14 protein-coding genes, 2 pseudogenes and 1 other annotated feature are annotated in these 15430 nt (G+C 59.9%); of the genes and pseudogenes, 6 read left to right on the plus strand and 10 right to left on the minus strand.

Features of this window, described 5'->3' with window-relative positions; translation table 11 throughout:
- From QN413_RS25000 to QN413_RS25010, 3 genes and pseudogenes are all read right to left on the minus strand, one after another.
- A pseudogene (locus QN413_RS25000) lies at positions 1-598 on the minus strand (IS3 family transposase); the annotation flags it as partial.
- Positions 204-320 (minus strand) — a sequence feature (AL1L pseudoknot). (Overlaps the previous pseudogene by 117 nt.)
- 371 nt (positions 599-969) lie before the next feature.
- Positions 970-1479, minus strand: coding sequence for a carboxymuconolactone decarboxylase family protein (locus QN413_RS25005; RefSeq protein WP_323499311.1), 510 nt, complete (start codon positions 1477-1479; stop codon positions 970-972).
- A gap of 3 nt (positions 1480-1482) precedes the next feature.
- The gene (locus QN413_RS25010; protein ID WP_323499312.1) at positions 1483-2469 is read right to left on the minus strand and encodes a tripartite tricarboxylate transporter substrate binding protein; all 987 of its coding nucleotides are present in this window, start codon (positions 2467-2469) and stop codon (positions 1483-1485) included.
- 102 nt (positions 2470-2571) lie between these two features.
- Here QN413_RS25010 and QN413_RS25015 point away from each other — a divergent pair, with 102 nt between their 5' ends.
- Together QN413_RS25015 and QN413_RS27465 are read left to right on the plus strand one after the other, a co-directional pair.
- Positions 2572-3522 (plus strand): LysR family transcriptional regulator, encoded by a 951-nt coding sequence (locus QN413_RS25015; protein WP_323499313.1) that lies wholly within the window; start codon positions 2572-2574, stop codon positions 3520-3522.
- Between the two features lie 118 nt (positions 3523-3640).
- Positions 3641-3799 (plus strand): annotated as a pseudogene (locus tag QN413_RS27465) (transposase); the annotation flags it as partial.
- Between the two features lie 101 nt (positions 3800-3900).
- Here the strand turns inward: QN413_RS27465 and QN413_RS25020 are convergent.
- The gene (locus tag QN413_RS25020) at positions 3901-5439 is read right to left on the minus strand and encodes an IS3 family transposase (RefSeq protein WP_323499314.1); all 1539 of its coding nucleotides are present in this window, start codon (positions 5437-5439) and stop codon (positions 3901-3903) included.
- A 137-nt stretch (positions 5440-5576) separates the two neighbouring features.
- On the opposite strand from QN413_RS25020, the gene QN413_RS25025 reads away from it, so the two are divergent.
- From QN413_RS25025 to QN413_RS25035, 3 genes are all read left to right on the plus strand, one after another.
- A complete protein-coding gene (locus QN413_RS25025) occupies positions 5577-6047 on the plus strand; it encodes a universal stress protein (protein WP_323499315.1) in 471 nt (156 codons plus the stop codon).
- A 253-nt stretch (positions 6048-6300) separates the two neighbouring features.
- Positions 6301-7260: a cation diffusion facilitator family transporter gene (locus QN413_RS25030; RefSeq protein ID WP_323499316.1), complete on the plus strand. Its 960-nt coding sequence runs from the start codon at positions 6301-6303 to the stop codon at positions 7258-7260.
- A gap of 70 nt (positions 7261-7330) precedes the next feature.
- The gene (locus tag QN413_RS25035; protein ID WP_323499317.1) at positions 7331-7918 is read left to right on the plus strand and encodes a hypothetical protein; all 588 of its coding nucleotides are present in this window, start codon (positions 7331-7333) and stop codon (positions 7916-7918) included.
- Positions 7919-7955: 37 nt separating this feature from the next.
- On the opposite strand, the gene QN413_RS25040 is transcribed toward QN413_RS25035, so the two are convergent.
- Positions 7956-8717 carry a site-specific integrase gene (locus QN413_RS25040; RefSeq protein WP_323499318.1) on the minus strand — a complete coding sequence of 254 codons (762 nt, stop codon included), beginning with the start codon at positions 8715-8717 and terminating at the stop codon, positions 7956-7958.
- A 68-nt stretch (positions 8718-8785) separates the two neighbouring features.
- Between QN413_RS25040 and QN413_RS25045 the strand changes: the two genes are divergently transcribed.
- The gene (locus tag QN413_RS25045; protein WP_323499319.1) at positions 8786-9226 is read left to right on the plus strand and encodes a hypothetical protein; all 441 of its coding nucleotides are present in this window, start codon (positions 8786-8788) and stop codon (positions 9224-9226) included.
- A gap of 51 nt (positions 9227-9277) precedes the next feature.
- Here the strand turns inward: QN413_RS25045 and QN413_RS25050 are convergent, their stop codons facing one another.
- From QN413_RS25050 to QN413_RS25070, 5 genes are all read right to left on the minus strand, one after another.
- Positions 9278-9430, minus strand: coding sequence for a hypothetical protein (locus QN413_RS25050; protein ID WP_323499320.1), 153 nt, complete (start codon positions 9428-9430; stop codon positions 9278-9280).
- Positions 9431-10759: 1329 nt separating this feature from the next.
- The gene (locus tag QN413_RS25055; protein WP_323499321.1) at positions 10760-13111 is read right to left on the minus strand and encodes a DUF3987 domain-containing protein; all 2352 of its coding nucleotides are present in this window, start codon (positions 13109-13111) and stop codon (positions 10760-10762) included.
- A 31-nt stretch (positions 13112-13142) separates the two neighbouring features.
- Entirely contained in the window at positions 13143-13361 is a 219-nt protein-coding gene (locus tag QN413_RS25060) for an AlpA family phage regulatory protein (protein WP_323499322.1), read from the minus strand.
- 119 nt (positions 13362-13480) lie between these two features.
- Complete coding sequence (locus QN413_RS25065) at positions 13481-13951, minus strand: hypothetical protein (RefSeq protein ID WP_323499323.1); 471 nt, start codon at positions 13949-13951, stop codon at positions 13481-13483.
- Entirely contained in the window at positions 13948-15369 is a 1422-nt protein-coding gene (locus QN413_RS25070; protein WP_323499324.1) for an integrase, read from the minus strand. Before QN413_RS25070 ends, QN413_RS25065 begins: the two co-directional genes overlap by 4 nt.
- Between the last annotated feature and the right edge of the window lie 61 nt (positions 15370-15430).

Below are 15430 nucleotides of genomic sequence, written 5' to 3' on the forward strand. Positions count from 1 at the left end.
CGGCGCATCAACCGCTCGACGGTGCATCGCGCCACGACCGTGCCCTCGCGTGCCAATTGCCTCCAGACCTTGTCGGCGCCGTAGACCCGCATGTTGGCTTGCCAGACGCGTTGTATCGCCGGCATGAGGACATCGTCGCGATGTGCTCTGGCGCAGCGTCTGTGCGGCTCACGCGCCAGCGCCGCCTGCCGCCAATAACCTGACGGGGCGATCTGCAGCACTTTGCAGATCGGCTCGACCCCGTAGGCATGACGATGCTCGTCGATGAAACTATTCAGAACTTTAGTCGGCGGTCGAGCTCCGCCTGGGCGAAAAACGCACTGGCCAGCTTCAGGATCTCGTTGGCCCGGCGCAGCTCCTTGACCTCGCGTTCCAGGTCCTTGACCCGCTGCGCTTCGCTGGTCGTGGTGCCCTCGCGCACGCCGCCATCGACCTCGACACGTTTAACCCATTCGAGCAGCGTCTGCGGCACGCAGCCGATCTTCGGTGCGATCGACTCGACTGCTGCCCACAGAGAGGGGTACTCCCCACGGTGCTCCTGCACCATCCTCACGGCCCGCTCACGGACCTCGGGTGAGAACTTGTTCGACTTGTTCATGGCTCAATCCTCTCAGAGTGTTGAGCCTCCTCAAAAACCGGGGCGATTCAAAGTTGTACTCGCTGGCTTTCTGAGCGAGACGCGCGCCGCACATTTGCTCGTGCCGGCGCTGTTATTGCGACAGAACCCGCCTTTCGGAATGGACTGTCCAAATGATCGCCTACCGCCCGACGCGTGCATGACTTGGAGTGGCGCCTCTTGCTCGCCCACCACGTTGATATTGCCGGCTTCCGCGCGCATCCGGGCATAGCCGCGCAGCATGCTCTCCCGGTACGCTGGTCATGTTCACAGCAGTTGCTTGTGTGGCCTAGCGACTCCATCAAGCGGCAAATTAACCGTCAATGGCTGATCGGAACGAAACTTAAGGACATTCAATTCGTTACTGCCAGATTGTTGACCATGTTGGTCAATTGATTCATGCCAACTACTACCGCAATTTCCACTATCGCTTCGTCGTCTAAACCCAAATCGCGTGCGTTGGAAATGAAGCCATCGCCAACGCGCCCCGCCGTCATCAACATGGCACGGGCCAACGTCAATGCCGCTTGAGCCTGTGAACTTGAGGACGACCATTGCCTTGCTGCCTGAAGTTCGTCTTCGCTGAGACCCGCTGCACGGCCAAATTCGGTGTGGGCAACCAAACAATGATGGCAGTCGTTGTAAGACGCCACGGCCACGGCGATTTGCTCTCGGATCGCCGAATCCAGCTTGCCCGCCGCGACCGCACCGCGCAGCTCCAGGTAGCCTCTCAACAGTGGAGGAGAGTTCGCCAGAACGCCCATCAGCGCTGGAACCTTGCCCATCTTTTTGCCAACGCCCCGCAAGGTGGACCGTGCAGGCTCCAGCGCCTGTTCTGCCGTGAGTATCGCGACGCGTGACATCAATCACTCCGCGCTCAGGTGAGCCTGCCGGATCACGCTGGACCATCTGGACAGCTCTGCCTTGATGCGCGATTCAAACTCGGCAGGGCTACTACCCACAATGTCCATCCCCAGCGTCGTCAACTGGGACTTAACTTCCGGATCGGACAGTGCTTTGGTGACTTCCAGGTTCAACAGATCGATCACCGCAGCCGGTGTACCTGACGGCACCAATATCCCCGTCATCGTGTCGCTTTCCTGGTTTGACAAACCTGCTTCTTTTAAGGTGGGAACATCCGGTAGAGCTGTAGACCGTTTAGCCGTTGTGACCGCAAGGGCCCGGACCTTTCCCGCATTCACCAGCGCAACCGCGGGGGTGAGAGCTGCAAACGCAATGGCTGCGTGCCCGGCCATGACCGATTGAACTGCAGGGCCAGACCCGTTGTAGGGTATTCCTACCAGATCCAAGCCTTGAGACAAGTTGAACAGCACACCTGCCAATTGAGGTGTGGTGCCGATGCCGGAATGGGCATAGCTGTATTTGCCCGGGTGTGCCTTCACCAGACTAACCAGTTCCTGCACATTCGCCACAGGCAGAGACGGAGTCGTCAGCAGGATATTGGGCGACACACCAATCAAGCTGACTGCGGAAAAATCCTTGTGCGGATCGTAGGGAACCTTGGCATATAAGGAAGGGTTAACCGTGTAACTAGACGAAACCACGACCAGGGTGTAGCCATCCGCTGGCGCCCGTGCGGCTTTGCCGATACCAATGTTCTGTCCAGCGCCAGGCTGGTTATCGATGTAGAAGTTCTGGCCCAGACTTGCGGACAGCTTTTGCGCGAGAAGTCGCGCCACCACGTCGGACGGGCCACCGGCTGCCACAGGCACGATGACTTTTACAGGATGTGCCGGGTATGCGGCTGTCTGGGATCGTGCAGTGCTCAGGACACCGAATTGGCAGAACAAACCGAATGCTAGAGCGGTGGTGACTTTGCAGGCGATTTTCATGGAAGACTCCAAAAATAAGGTGTTTGCTTAGAAGTTGTATTTGATGCACAAGGCGCAAGAATTAGAATACTTAATATCTTTATATTGATATAAATATTACTTATGCAATCGCTCACAGAAAAGTCTGACTACCAGATCAGTAGACAAATCAAACTCAGGGATCTCACCATTTTGTCTGCCGTGATTGAATTGAGCAGCATGGCGAAAGCCGCCCAGCGTCTGATGCTGACCCAACCCGCCATCTCACAGTCGATTGCTGAGCTCGAGGCGGTCACTGGGGTCCGACTCCTGGAACGCAGCACGCGGGGTGTGGTCGCCACGAGCTTTGGAATGGCGCTTGTAAAGCGAGGCGCAGAGGCTATTGACGCAGTCCGCCAATCCTTGCGGGACCTTGAAAACCTGGCCGATCCTGGCTCAGGTGAGGTGTGGGTTGGTGCATCAGAGTCCTACATCGCAGGAGGGGCGCTCAGCACGATCATTCAGACCATGTCAAAGCACTATCCGCGTATCACCGTTGATGTGAGCGAGGCCAACACTGCGGCAAGCAGTTTTAAAGAGCTTCGCAATCGCAGCGTCGATTTGATGATCGGTCGCCTGGCAGGCCCGGTGCGCGACGACGACCTGCAGGAAACCCCCTTGTTCGCAGAAGTCATTCAGGTGGTGGCAGGTGCGAGCCACCCCTTGACCAAAAAGCGCATTGTCAAACTGGAGGATCTGGTTAGTGAAAGATGGATACTTGCGCCTCCCGGCACAGCGGTCAATGACCTCATATTCAACTCATTTCGTGCACAGGGATTACCTGTCCCAAAATTGAGTATCACGACCTATTCCATGCAATTGCGTATGCAATTGCTAAACAGTGGTCAATACGTGACGGCATTGCCAATTTCTGCTGTCAGCTTCAATGCGGCACGCTGGTCGCTGAAGGCCCTGCCCATCACTATCGGCAACGATTTGCCTGTCTCGGTTGTCACACTCAAAGCCCGCGTACCGACACCTGCAGTCCAGCTGTTTTTGGACCAGGCCAAGCTCTTTTATGCCAGCAACCGGTGAGGGTGCAGTTGAGGTAGGCGTGGTTATGGATTCGTGATTCAACGACCCGAATGGGCCCGCTTGAATCGCCCCGGCTTTGAACTGACCCCCAGAAGTTGGACGAACTTCAATGGGTCCCATGGAGAAGTACGAGACAGAGTTCAAGCTCAAAGTGGTTAAGAGCTTTCTAGCTGGCGAGGGCGGTGCCAAGTTGCTTGCACGACGCTGGTCAGTGCCCGAAGAGAAAATTCGCACCTGGGTCAGCCACTACCGGTTGCACGGAATTGCCGGCTTGCGGCCCAAACGAGGCTCCTACACCGCGCATTTCAAGTGTTGGCGCCGACCGAGAATTGACCCACTTATGAGGGTTGGGGGTGCGGACAAAAACTTGGTCTGGTTTTATGCCGCAAGTCCAAGACTCACCCTGTATTCGATCGGGCTGAGGGCTCCCAGGGAGATCTTGATCCGCTTCTCGTTGTACCAGCGGATGTACGAGTCGACCATTTCAATGAACTGCTCGATGGTCGTGCCCTTCCAGTCCCGAGGATAGAACAGTTCGTTCTTGAGGCGACCGAAGAAGCCTTCGCAAGCCGCATTGTCCGGAGAACAGGCCTTGCGGGACATCGAGCGGATGAGGTTGGCATCGCTCATTCTCGATAGCCAGCCTGGCCAGCGGTAGTGGCCGCCGCGGTCGGAGTGGACCACAGGCCGGTCGGCGTTGTCCATCACCGTCTCGATGGCTGCATCCAGCATGGTATTGACCAGCTCAGCGTCAGGGCTCGTGCCAATGGTCCAGCTCACCACCATGCCGTCGAAGCAATCGATGATCGGCGACAGGTAAACCTTGCCGGCGGGGATCTGGAACTCTGTGATGTCCGTGAGCCACTTCTCATTGGGTGCCGCAGCCTGGAAGTCGCGGTTGATGATGTTCTCTGGTGCTGGACTGATCTCCCCCAAGTACGAGGCGTATCTGCGCTTCTTGTGCATTGGAACAACCAAGCGCTCCTGCTTCATCAGCCGCTGCACCACCTTCTCCGAGATGTTGACCTGCTGCCTGGTCAACGAGGCCTGCAGCCTACGGTAGCCGTAGCAACGGTGGTTCGACTCAAAGATCTCGGTGATGGACTGCCGCACTTGGAGGTACTTGTCGCCCACCACTGCGCGGGCCCGATGGTAGAAGTACGAGCTACGTGCAATGCCCAACTGTGCAAGGAGCTCTGGCAAGCCGTAATGCTCCTTGAGGGCGTCAATCAGCAGTGTCTTCTCCCGGTTGGACAGGAGCTGCAGATCGACGCCCAGGCCTTTTTTTAACATTTCATTGGCCTTGTTCAAGAGGTCCTGCTCAAGGCGCAGTTGCCTAACTTCGCGGCGCAACGCCTCAACCTCGCGCTCGAGCTCGTCGCGCTCTTGAGCCCGCGGGGACTGATTGGTGTGTTTCATGGATGCGGGTGCCTCACGTCCCAGAAGCTGGTTCTTCCAGTTGTACAACGTCGGCCTGCTCACGCCAAGCTTCTGAGCAACCACCTGCGCACTTGCCTCACGAGTGCACAGTTCGAGGACCGCCAGCTTCTTCAGTTGCGGCGGCCGAGGTGCACTGACGGCCCTTCCAACAACGCGTTGCCGGGAGTCGGGGTCCAGTTCATGAATCCAGGCACGCAGCAAATCGCGGCACGGATAGCCCAACGCCTTGACCGTGGAGGCGATGCAGCGCCCGTGCTCGGCGTAGTGTTTGACAGCCTGCTCCTTCTGAATTTGAGAATACTTCGGCTTCGAGCGCGCGTAGCTGGACGACAGGTCCAGGCGCCGCTCGTACTCCTCATGCCAGCTCCTCAAAGAGTTCTTCGTCGGATAGCCCAACTGGCGGATAGTCGACCCGGTGCGCTTGCCCAGCTTGATGTAGAGCGTGACCGCTCGGATGCGGTCTTCGTATGAATACATGAACTACTTTCAGGTAGTCCAAGTTTTTGTCCGTACCCCCGGTGGGTCAAGTTGAGATCGGCGCCGACAGTTCGAACGCGTCAAATGGGGCCTGCGTCGAAAAGTTTCCAGCAACATGAACCCGAGAGGAGCCACTCATGTACCAGCGAATTCTTGTTCCGGTCGACGGTAGCATCACGTCGAATCGCGGCTTGGAAGAGGCTGTCCAGCTTGCCAGACTCACCCGCGGGCGCTTGCGCCTGGTTCACGTGGTCGATGAGCTTTCGTTCGCGCTTGCCATGGATGCCTATGCAGGCCATGCCGGAGACTGGGTGAAGGAGTTGCGCGCCGAAGGCGTCCGGATTCTTGCGCAGGCCAAGGCCACCGTAAGTGCCACGGGCGTGGAGGTCGACTCGGTGCTCCATGATGGATTCAAAAAAACCGTGCACGAACGGGTGGTCGCCGATGCGGCAGGATGGCCCGCGGACCTGATCGTGCTGGGCACGCACGGTCGCCGCGGCGTCAAGCGGCTGGTGCTCGGCAGCAGTGCAGAAAATATTCTTCGGCTCTCTTCGGTACCCGTTCTGTTGGTGCGAGCGCCAACGGATGAACAAGCAAAGGCTCCATAGAGACTCGAAACCAAATCGCAGGCCCTGGTTTCCGCACGCGCCGCCCGCATTTTGGAGCAGGTGTCAGGCGCGAGGTGGCTCGGCAAGATGCGGTGCCGTTCAGGACATGGTTTAGCAAGTGCTCGCCCTGGCCAAGTAGCCGGTGATCGGGTAACGTGAGCCGCACCAAAAGCTCGCAAGTCGGTTGGATGTCTCCGAATCAGGCACCGTCCGAAGTCGGTCGCAGGCATGTCCTGCCAGCAACAAGGACTCTATGGATTTCAACGATTTGGCAGACGACGCCGAGGACCCTCGGCACACGCCAGCCGACCGGGCACAAGCCGCTTCTCGCAGCACCTGGGTCAGTGTGGGCGTGAACGTGGTTCTCTCGACGGCGCAGATCGCCGTCGGCATCCTGTCGAAATCGCAGGGCTTGATCGCTGACGGCATTCATTCGCTGTCCGATCTGATTGCAGACTTCGTCGTGCTGGTCGCCAACCATCACAGCCAGAAGGAAGCCGACGAGGAGCATCCGTACGGACACCAACGCTTCGAGACCGCCGCGTCGCTCGTGCTCGGCGTGCTGTTGTTGGTCGTCGGGGTGGGAATGCTCTGGTCTGCTTTTCGCAAGTTGGAGGATCCTGACACGGTACAGCGAGTCCATGTTGCGGCCCTCTGGGTGGCCGGTAGTGCGCTGGTCGTCAAGGAGCTCCTTTTTCGATACATGCTTTCAGTGGCCAAGCGCGTCAAATCAAGCATGCTAGTCGCCAATGCCTGGCACGCCCGGTCGGATGCGGCGTCTTCGCTGGTGGTCGGCGTCGGCATCATCGGCAATCTTGCGGGCTACCCGATCCTGGACCCGATCGCGGCGCTCATCGTGGGCTTCATGGTCGCGAAGATGGGCTGGAGCTTCGGCTGGGATGCGCTGCACGACCTGATGGACCGCGCGGTCGACGATGATGAGATCGCGGCCATCAGACAGACGCTGGTCGAAACCCAGGGGGTATGCAACGTCCACGACATTCGTACCCGCAAGATGGGCGACATAATCGTGGTCGATGCGCATATCGAGGTGGACGCCACAATCAGCGTGGAAGAGGGGCACGACATCGCGGTAATCGCGCGCCAACGCGTCCTTCAGCGGCATCGCGTTCTCAACCTGATGACGCACGTCGACCCGTGGCGCCGGCCGGACCTAGACCATGCGCCGACCGGTTCACAGGCCACGCAATGAACGACGCTTCAATATCGGTGCAGGCGTTTCACATCGACGGCGTCGCCTGATCTCGGGACGGAGCGCGCGCATGGCCTCCGCAACGCTCCTCTTTCTTGTCATCTTTGCCGTGAACGTGTTACCGGCCTTTGCGCCGCCGACGTGGATGATCCTGTCCTATTTCGGGCTGCATTACCCGGACGCTAGTCCATGGGTTGCCGCAGGTGTCGCTGCGGTCGCCGCCAGTGGCGGCCGCGCAGTCCTTGCGCAATTTGCACAGCGCATCGTGGATAGTCGATTTGTCTCGCCCCAAATGCGGGATAGCCTGTCCGAGGCAGCCCAGGCGATCGCGCACCGGCGTACCGCGAGCGCGCTCGGCTTTTTGCTCTTCGCCTTCAGCCCCCTGCCGTCAAACGTGCTCTTCCTAGCTTATGGGCTGACGCGCGCGCCATTGTGGCTTCTGGTTGGCCCGTTCTTCGTGGGGCGGCTGGTCAGTTACGCTATCGCATTTTTGGGAGCATCTGCGCTGTCGCAGCACTTCGAGTTGGAGTTGAGCTTCTCCGATTCATTGCTGTATTTTGTGGCGACGCAGCTTGCGCTACTCGTTATCGTTTACGGCTTTGCTAAGGTTGATTGGCGCAGAGTTCGAGTTGAGCACCGACTGCGATGGCTCAGTTGACGCAACGTTGGGCACGTAGGCGCACGGGTTCCGGCCTCTACAGCAGGCGCCAGCCAACTCGGTGCCCGGCCGCTGTCGCATCGTGACGTGCATCGTCCTCGGTGTGCAAATAGATACTGGTCGTGCTGATGTTGGCGTGACCAAGGTTGTCGCGGACCACTTTCAGGTCGACCTTTTCGCTCAGATGGCTTCCAGCTGTGTGGCGAATCCAGTGCGTCGACGCCTGCTCGAGGTGGGTTGCCGCAGCTTCGAAGTCAGGGCCACGCCGCCGCAGTGCGGCCGCAGCTGCTTGCATCATCCCTTTGACGAGCTCGTGAATGGCGCTTCGTGCCATTGGCTTGACCGGGGCAATCAGGGTCATCACCAGCGGCATGCCTTCGCCCTCCAGCGGAAGCGAACTCAAAGCATGAGCCTTACGGTAGCGCATCAACTCGGCCATCAATTCGCCGGTGGCCGGCACCAGGCGGGTCTTGTTGCCTTTGCCGGTGATTTCGAGCCACCAGCGCTCGCGCCCATCGGCGCCACGCCGGCTGAAGAATCCGCCCATGGTGGCGTCGCAGATCTCGGACACGCGCAGGCCGCCGATGTAGAGCAGTGAAAACAGCCACCGACAGCGCGATGCGTGCAGCTTTTCGCGTTCGCTGCGCATGGGCATCGCTTCGATCGAGGCCTTCACAAGGTCCCAGTGTTTTTCTGGCAGAAAACGGCTCACACGAGGTGCGGCCTGCCGGCGCTTGCGCCGGCTCAGCGCCAACGGATTGCCGGCCAGGTATCCGGCCTCCACAAGCCACGAGAACATGGCGTTGAGGATCGACAGCGCCTGGCGCAGGCTCGAAGGCCCCAGCGGGCCGGCAAAGGGGCGCCAGCGTGGCGCCGATCAAGCGGGGGGCCGATTCCGCGTGCCCTGTGCTCCTGTATACGCAAGTCTTTCTTAATGACTCAAACGCTTATGAGCGAAATCTGGCCGTATCCCGGCTTGACCTCGAGATCCTCGACTCAGACCGATTGATCCGTGAGCGTGATGCACGGGCTGCGGCCGAGCGACTGGTCTACAGCAGCGACACCCGAAGCCGAGAAGCTGATCGACGACTCCTGATCATCAGGAATGCGCGCGATGAAGCGGGCGTGATCATCTGCTCCGCCGGAGCGATCCTGGACGGCACTTTGACTGAGCACCTTGCCGGCACGCGCGAGCTCTTGACCCTGAAGGCGCTGAAAAAGTTGGTCGCCAACTACACGTTACCGCCGCCGCTGCAGGGCAACGAATCCGCATCCTCGAGCGTTCTCGCCACCACTACGAAAGACTGACATGACGACCTACACCGGAAATCTCATTAAGACCAGTGCCACCGCCGACGACTACAGCGAAGGGCTCGAAACGATGGCAAAGAGATAGGCGTGGTGCGCCTGAGCGGCGCCGAAGGCCTTGACGACGCGCGCAAGGGCAGTGTCGACGCCCGCGCGCATTTCGATCGGTTCGGTGGCCAACCAGATCGCCTCGATGCGGATCATGGGCCGCTCACCGGAGCCACTCGTGCAACCAGGCGGCGCAGGACGCTGCCGTCTGCACCGGCCAGTGCACCAGAGCGGTGGCGTTGCCGCGATGGAGTTCGATACGAATGTCGGGCAGCGGCATGGGTTCGGCAGGCGCAGGTGTTCCGGGGGGGGGCTGACAGCCACAAGGCCCGGCGGACTGGCCGTCGATCAGACGGTCGTAAGCGCAACGGCGTCGCGTTCGTTGACGCGCCGCCGCTGCATCACGTTGGCGTTGGGACCATAAAGTCGTGCAGTCGCAGCAATCGATGCATCCGCCTGCCTGCACGCCCGTAGCACTTGTGCTCTGAACTCTGCGGTGTGACGGCGCCGTTACTTCAGATTTACGTGCATTGATGCTATCCAGCTAAAGTTGAACACACCCCAAAAAGGTTAGACGGACATGATCGCCTCTCGTTTGGCTTCCGTTCTCAAGGTGGGGTGGCTGGCCCCTTACCCATCAAGACGCAGGATTTTGCGTGGTCGACGCCCAATGTCGTAAGCTTTAGCTCTACGGTTATGCGTGGAACGCCTTGGCGCTTCGCGCCACAACGTCTCGCGGTTGATGTGTTCCAGTTCGTTCACTGTTCTCCTAAATACTGAGCGCTTCAAACATGAATTGCTATCAAATCGATAGCAATTCATGTTTGAAAAGTTTTAGGCTAGGTGCTGCCAGCGCTTCTTCGTCCCCTCGGACCTTTAATTTACCCGCAGGGGCCCTGGGTTAGACGCCCGGATCGTGCTGGGGGCGAGCCCCGCGATTACCGTGTGAAAGGCGCCAGGATGGCCGTGGCGCTGCGATCAGACGGTCGTTAATGGTCACTGCATATTCCGCTGCGAGCGCCTGCGTGCCCGCCAGCCTAAGCTTCGCGTCAAGCGCGTCGCTGAGGTAAACCCAAGCTGGCAGCGAAGCGCCATGCCGACCAAGCGTCGACAGTATGTCTACGACATGGGGCTTTGGCATATCACCGAACCGTAGAGTGAGCGCGGTCATGAGCACGGTGCACCAGACATCAGGCGACGTAATGTCGTGTAAGCAGATCGTTCCCTTGTAGCCCGCAGCGGGGGGACGGCTTTGCAGGTCGGCACGCAGGACCCGAAGCGCGGTTCTCTCCGGAGAGGACGCGGATGCAGTCGCGATGATCGTCATTGCATTTGTCCTAAATGGCACTTGCGTGCGCGAAGTTGAGATTGAAGGTCTGTCGTCTTAAAGACGACTCGGCTTTATAAAAGAGAGTTGAAAACGCTTTTCCCCCTTGTGCACGCGAGTGACAAACCTGACACACGGCACGTCTGTCTGATGGTTTGTCACTTGAGCGGGTCGCGGATTTTGGCGACTATCTCATTACGTCGCGCACTCTCTGAAATAGCCCGAGCGGCGAACTTGCTATGCACTTTTGGATTGACGCTCCATCGAGTTGTTCGCCCCTTAAATTCGTTTGCAGGCGCCACCCATCCAGACAGTTCGAGCGACCGCATGACAGCGTCCCGGCCGCGCTCGTCTTCGGCCAACTCCTTCAGCGCCTCACGGTAGATCGACCGATCAGTGATCGTCTCAAGGCTTCCTGCAAGGATGTATCCCGCAACGCGGCGGCACTGCCGCTGGTGAGTTGTCTCGCCGACTACGCGCCTGTAGAAGTCGAACTGCGCAGGGACAACAAGTTCGAAGAACACGCGTACAGCTTTTGCCGCCGTGGTCTGCGTCACCAGCGAGTCGGGCTCGGCCTCGCTGAACATGCCTTCACCGTCACGGTTTTCGATGAGGTGGTAAGTCAGTACGAGTCGGGCCATCTGCCCTTCACCCTTCGCAAGCGCGACCGCCAAACGACTGTCGATCGACGGGTCGCGTGCAAGCTCGTCAAGCCGCCTACGCCCTGCGTCGAGCGCATGCTGTGCACCGGGTGAAAGTCTGTAGATCTCGGGCCAAGCCCCGTTTTCGCGAACCCGCGCGAACACCTCAACGCAGTCTGCCCAACCCGCTGCCGCCATCGCATCCGCGGCGACATCAACACCCGACCCTGCGGCCCGGGTCGGAATGACGATGAACCGCTGCAACAAACCGTCCTCCTTCAATTTTGCCGCGACGCTGCGCATCGGGTCGGGTTGGATGCCACCGACAATGGAAAGGCTAAGGTGCGGCACAGTGATTGCCTTATTCACACGGTCGACGATGAATGGTGCGCCGTTGTAGGCCTGCAAATAGAACGAGTTGTCTTTTGAAGCGCCGTTGCCGCGATAGGCGTCCATCGCTCCGAAGAATCCCGACAGTTCGTCGTGAACAACGAGCATGCCCCCCGGAGTCGTGTGCAGAACCAGTGCCAGCGCTTCGATCGTTGCATCGTGTGCCAGGACGCGCGGCATGACCGGTGCCGGCGGCTCTGCACGCTTGTCCTTTTTTGCTGCTGCGCACGCGGTCTGCCATTGACTCATTGCTTCGTCATGCTCCCTTGCCTTTTGGGCTTGGTGTCCCTCAACCGCGGCGAGCACGGCCGACATCGGCGGGCTTTTCTTGCTCGATGGATCGCCCACCAGAGCTACCCAAAGACGCGGAGCCTCCAGCCATGTGGTGTCATAGGCCTTGACCTGCAGTTTGAAGCGGTCAGGCAGCAGCCCCGCCGCGGCGACCAACATCGTCCAGGCAGGGATCAGCGGATCACATCCCATGCGTGTCGACAGATCAGCCGCGAACTTTGAAACGACGAGTGGATAGTCGGCAGCTACGAAGCCAAACGCGTTCGCGCTGTCCGTCGTGAAAAAATCGAGCGGGTCGGACGCGTCGAGCGTGTTGGGCTGCAGGAATTTGGCAACCGCCGATCTGACCAGTTCCGGTATCTCGGCAACTCGCTCGCGGTAGCGCTGCGAGCCATCGCTGTGCTGTTCAGCAAAGCCCCCGAGCAAAGGCGCGATGACCTCGCCAGTCACGCCCCGCGCTGCCAGGTGAGCGGCGAGGCCCCGCAGCGCGTCATGCAGGCCTTGGCCGCCAGTCTTGATGGTGGACATCGCGCCGGCCAGGTCGAACGATTGCAGATTGTGGGGACTTATCGTATCGGACAGACGGGGGAACGCTTCAAAAACTTCGGCTCTGCTGTAAAGCTGGCGGTCGCTCTGTTTCACGATGCGCGTGAGGTGCCCCTCTGCGCCCGGCTTCAGGTTCGCGGTGCCGGCCAAGCGAAGCACACGAGCGATATCGGTTGCGCTTTTGTCGGTGCCGTACTGCGCCGCGATCCCGCGTTGCAGGTCTTCGAACGCGTCGCCGTCTGGCGCTTCGTCAACAAACCAGTAGTAGTGAAACTTGCCCGCCGAAGACTCAACGGTGAGATGGGGGTCGATAGGCCAAGTGAGCGGGGCGTCCCGCCTGTTGTCATCGTCGGTATACACGGCGCGGATGCGGGTGATGTCACCCTTTTCGCGTCGCACTCCAATTGTCTCGTTGACGGTGACGTAGACGTGGAACCCTTCGGTCTGTTGGCGCTCGATCCATGGCCACAGCGAAGCGAGGTCACCGCGGCGCGTCTCTATGGTGGCTTTGGTCTCGCCCTTGCGCGATGGCCGGATCGACGCGATGGTGACTGGCGCGGCATCGCTGCCGGTCAGGGCGCGGACGTGCTGAAGAGCAGCGCCGAGGTCGAGGCGCAACTTTACTTGTTGGTGATCCGTCATGCCGTGACAGCCTCAGCGTCTTCGGGCCCGCTCACTCTGCACCCCGCGCCAGTTCGAGACGCCGCACAAGCGCCTTGATGTCGGCATCAGACTTGCCGGCGATGCGCGCTTGATTGAGCGCAGCTACTTCGCTATCAGGCCAGCCGGACATGCGCCGGCCGATTTTCACCGGCTTGGTGAACAGGCCGGCCGCGATATCGGCGTAATGCTGAGTGCGGCCGATGCCGCGGGCTTTGAGCGTGGCAGGCACGCGGTAGATAACTTGAACCATCTCGACTAACTCCGAATGTTGATGAACATAGGGAGCGAGTCTCTTGATTTAGGGCAGTGCGCTCTACCCCAGATGTCCCGACAAAACGAGCAAAAAATCTAACTTCGGCGCCGCGCGCGCTCCCGGTCGATGATCCCCCGCGCGGCCCTTTCGGTGATCGGGTTGTCAGGGCCACCGTCGGGCAGTAAGTGCATATGCTCCCGGATGGCGCCCGCCAATCCCCACCCGTCGAGCCCTTCCAACTTCAATACAGCGTCGATAAAATCGCGAGCATCGACCTCGATGCGTCTGCCGCTCAGTCCCGATGCGCGCAGGACGTGGTCGGCTCGGGTCTTTCGATCGTCTCCGTCAGAAGCTGCAAGCAGGCAGCGCGCGAGCTCGCGCACGAACAACAAATCGTCTTCGTCGAGCCGGCCGGCTGCGAGCCTGCCTAGGGCATCTTCGACGGCGTTGCGCGCCTGCTCAGGTTGAGAGTTTGTGACCGGGTGCCAGAGCGCTCGGCGCGGGTCAATACCGTCGTACATGAAGGGAATGTCGTGCCCATAGTGTTCTGGGTTTGGGTCGGTCATTTCGTCGCCTCCAATAGCTTGTGCAATGTCGTCAATGCCTTGCGCTTTTCGCTCATGTATTCGTGCCCGTCGTAGTGGCGAGCTTGGACGCCGGCAACACCGTGTGACTGCAACCGGCCGCGGATGTCCTGCGAGACTCCCGCGCTTGCCAACAGCGTCTCGACGCCAGATCGAATCCGCTTGGCTTGAAAGTCTTGGACCGTCTCGCCGATCGCCTCCGCCGCCCAATGGCTCAGCGACGTGGCAGCCGCGTGCGACGCGCCACCATCGGTCGACAGCGCAAACACGCCCGCCGGCTTGCACTCGTTCAGCGCAGTCGCTGCTTCCTTCGTCAGGGGAACTCTATGAGGGCGCGGCGGTTGACCGGGGCGGCCCTTGCCGTCGTACAACAGGATGAAGTCCGGCGCGGTGTTCGCCGTTAGCAGGTTCACAAGTTGCTCGATGCGCTGGCCGCCGGTCAGCAGGTGAAGGCGCAGCAGCGCCCCCTTAAAGCCCGGCATTGGCTTGATCGCCTGCCAGTAGGAGCGCATCTCAGCCGCGCTCATCGGCCGCTTATCGGGCTTGTTCTGCGACTCGTCCGGCTCTGTGTCGGCCACGGGGTTTACAACGATTCCATAGTCCTTGAATGCGACGGGAATGCTCGGTTTCGACTTGGCTGCCTTCGCCATCTGGTAAGCGGCACGCGCGTAGCTGCGCAGCTTGTTGGCGGTGCGGCCTTTGCGGGCCTCGATCAGCGTTCGCATCATGTCCGCGAACTGTTCGCCAGTAACGTCTTTGGCAGGCAGGGCGGCAACCTTCGGCCAAGCTTCTTTGATGTGCAATTTGAAGATGCTGCGCGCGTCCGAGTGCGAGCGCCGACCGATCGCTTTTAGATGGTCGCAATAGGCGTCCAGCAGGTTGCTAAGCGTCTGTTGTGCAGCGACCCGTTTTGCTTCGCTCGCGGTGTGTTTGGCGACTTTTTGAGCGGCGAGCAGGGCGGGGCGGCCGCCTTCGGCTCGATGTTGGTGATGCCCCATGGCGCGGCGCTCGGCCTCGCGCATCGCTGCGGCGAAGGAGTATCCGCGCTCGGTTGGCTTGAAGCTCTTCGGCGGCGCGGCCGGGTCATAAATGCCGATGACCTCGCGCGCCGTCTTGCCGTCCATGGTGAAGCGCCAGTAGAGCGTCGTCCCAGTGGCGAGCAGTCGGGCCTCTAGCGAGCCCGCTGGGGCGACCTTTCCGAGCGAAGCGAACTTGCCGCGCTCCAGTCCGTTGATGATCTGACCAGGTGTCATGGAGTTCCATCCGATGAGCCCGCCGGCCGGGATGGCCGCGGCGCCGTGACAGTCTGGTGACAGTCTGGTGACAGTATCGACGCGAATGGAATTGTACGCAAACGGACTAAAATGAACAGTCCACCAATGAACGTTAACTGTCACCATGTTCGATATCGTTCGCAGTTGTTCAGTTTTTGGGACTCATAATCCGTTGGTCGATGGTTCA

This window comes from Variovorax sp. LG9.2, assembly GCF_035018885.1.
In the GTDB taxonomy this organism is placed as follows: Bacteria; Pseudomonadota; Gammaproteobacteria; order Burkholderiales; family Burkholderiaceae_C; genus Variovorax.

Excerpts from the sequence above, each read along its gene's own strand:
- QN413_RS25010 (WP_323499312.1), bottom strand. The coding sequence starts at position 2,469 with ATGAAAATCGCCTGCAAAGTCACCACCGCTCTAGCATTCGGTTTGTTC.
- QN413_RS25005 (WP_323499311.1), bottom strand. The coding sequence starts at position 1,479 with ATGTCACGCGTCGCGATACTCACGGCAGAACAGGCGCTGGAGCCTGCA.
- QN413_RS25055 (WP_323499321.1), bottom strand. The coding sequence starts at position 13,111 with ATGACGGATCACCAACAAGTAAAGTTGCGCCTCGACCTCGGCGCTGCT.
- QN413_RS25020 (WP_323499314.1), bottom strand. The coding sequence starts at position 5,439 with ATGTATTCATACGAAGACCGCATCCGAGCGGTCACGCTCTACATCAAG.
- QN413_RS25065 (WP_323499323.1), bottom strand. The coding sequence starts at position 13,951 with ATGACCGACCCAAACCCAGAACACTATGGGCACGACATTCCCTTCATG.
- QN413_RS25070 (WP_323499324.1), bottom strand. The coding sequence starts at position 15,369 with ATGGTGACAGTTAACGTTCATTGGTGGACTGTTCATTTTAGTCCGTTT.
- QN413_RS25025 (WP_323499315.1), top strand. The coding sequence starts at position 5,577 with ATGTACCAGCGAATTCTTGTTCCGGTCGACGGTAGCATCACGTCGAAT.
- QN413_RS25015 (WP_323499313.1), top strand. The coding sequence starts at position 2,572 with ATGCAATCGCTCACAGAAAAGTCTGACTACCAGATCAGTAGACAAATC.
- QN413_RS25050 (WP_323499320.1), bottom strand. The coding sequence starts at position 9,430 with ATGATCCGCATCGAGGCGATCTGGTTGGCCACCGAACCGATCGAAATG.
- QN413_RS25030 (WP_323499316.1), top strand. The coding sequence starts at position 6,301 with ATGGATTTCAACGATTTGGCAGACGACGCCGAGGACCCTCGGCACACG.
- QN413_RS25040 (WP_323499318.1), bottom strand. The coding sequence starts at position 8,717 with ATGTTCTCGTGGCTTGTGGAGGCCGGATACCTGGCCGGCAATCCGTTG.
- QN413_RS25035 (WP_323499317.1), top strand. The coding sequence starts at position 7,331 with ATGGCCTCCGCAACGCTCCTCTTTCTTGTCATCTTTGCCGTGAACGTG.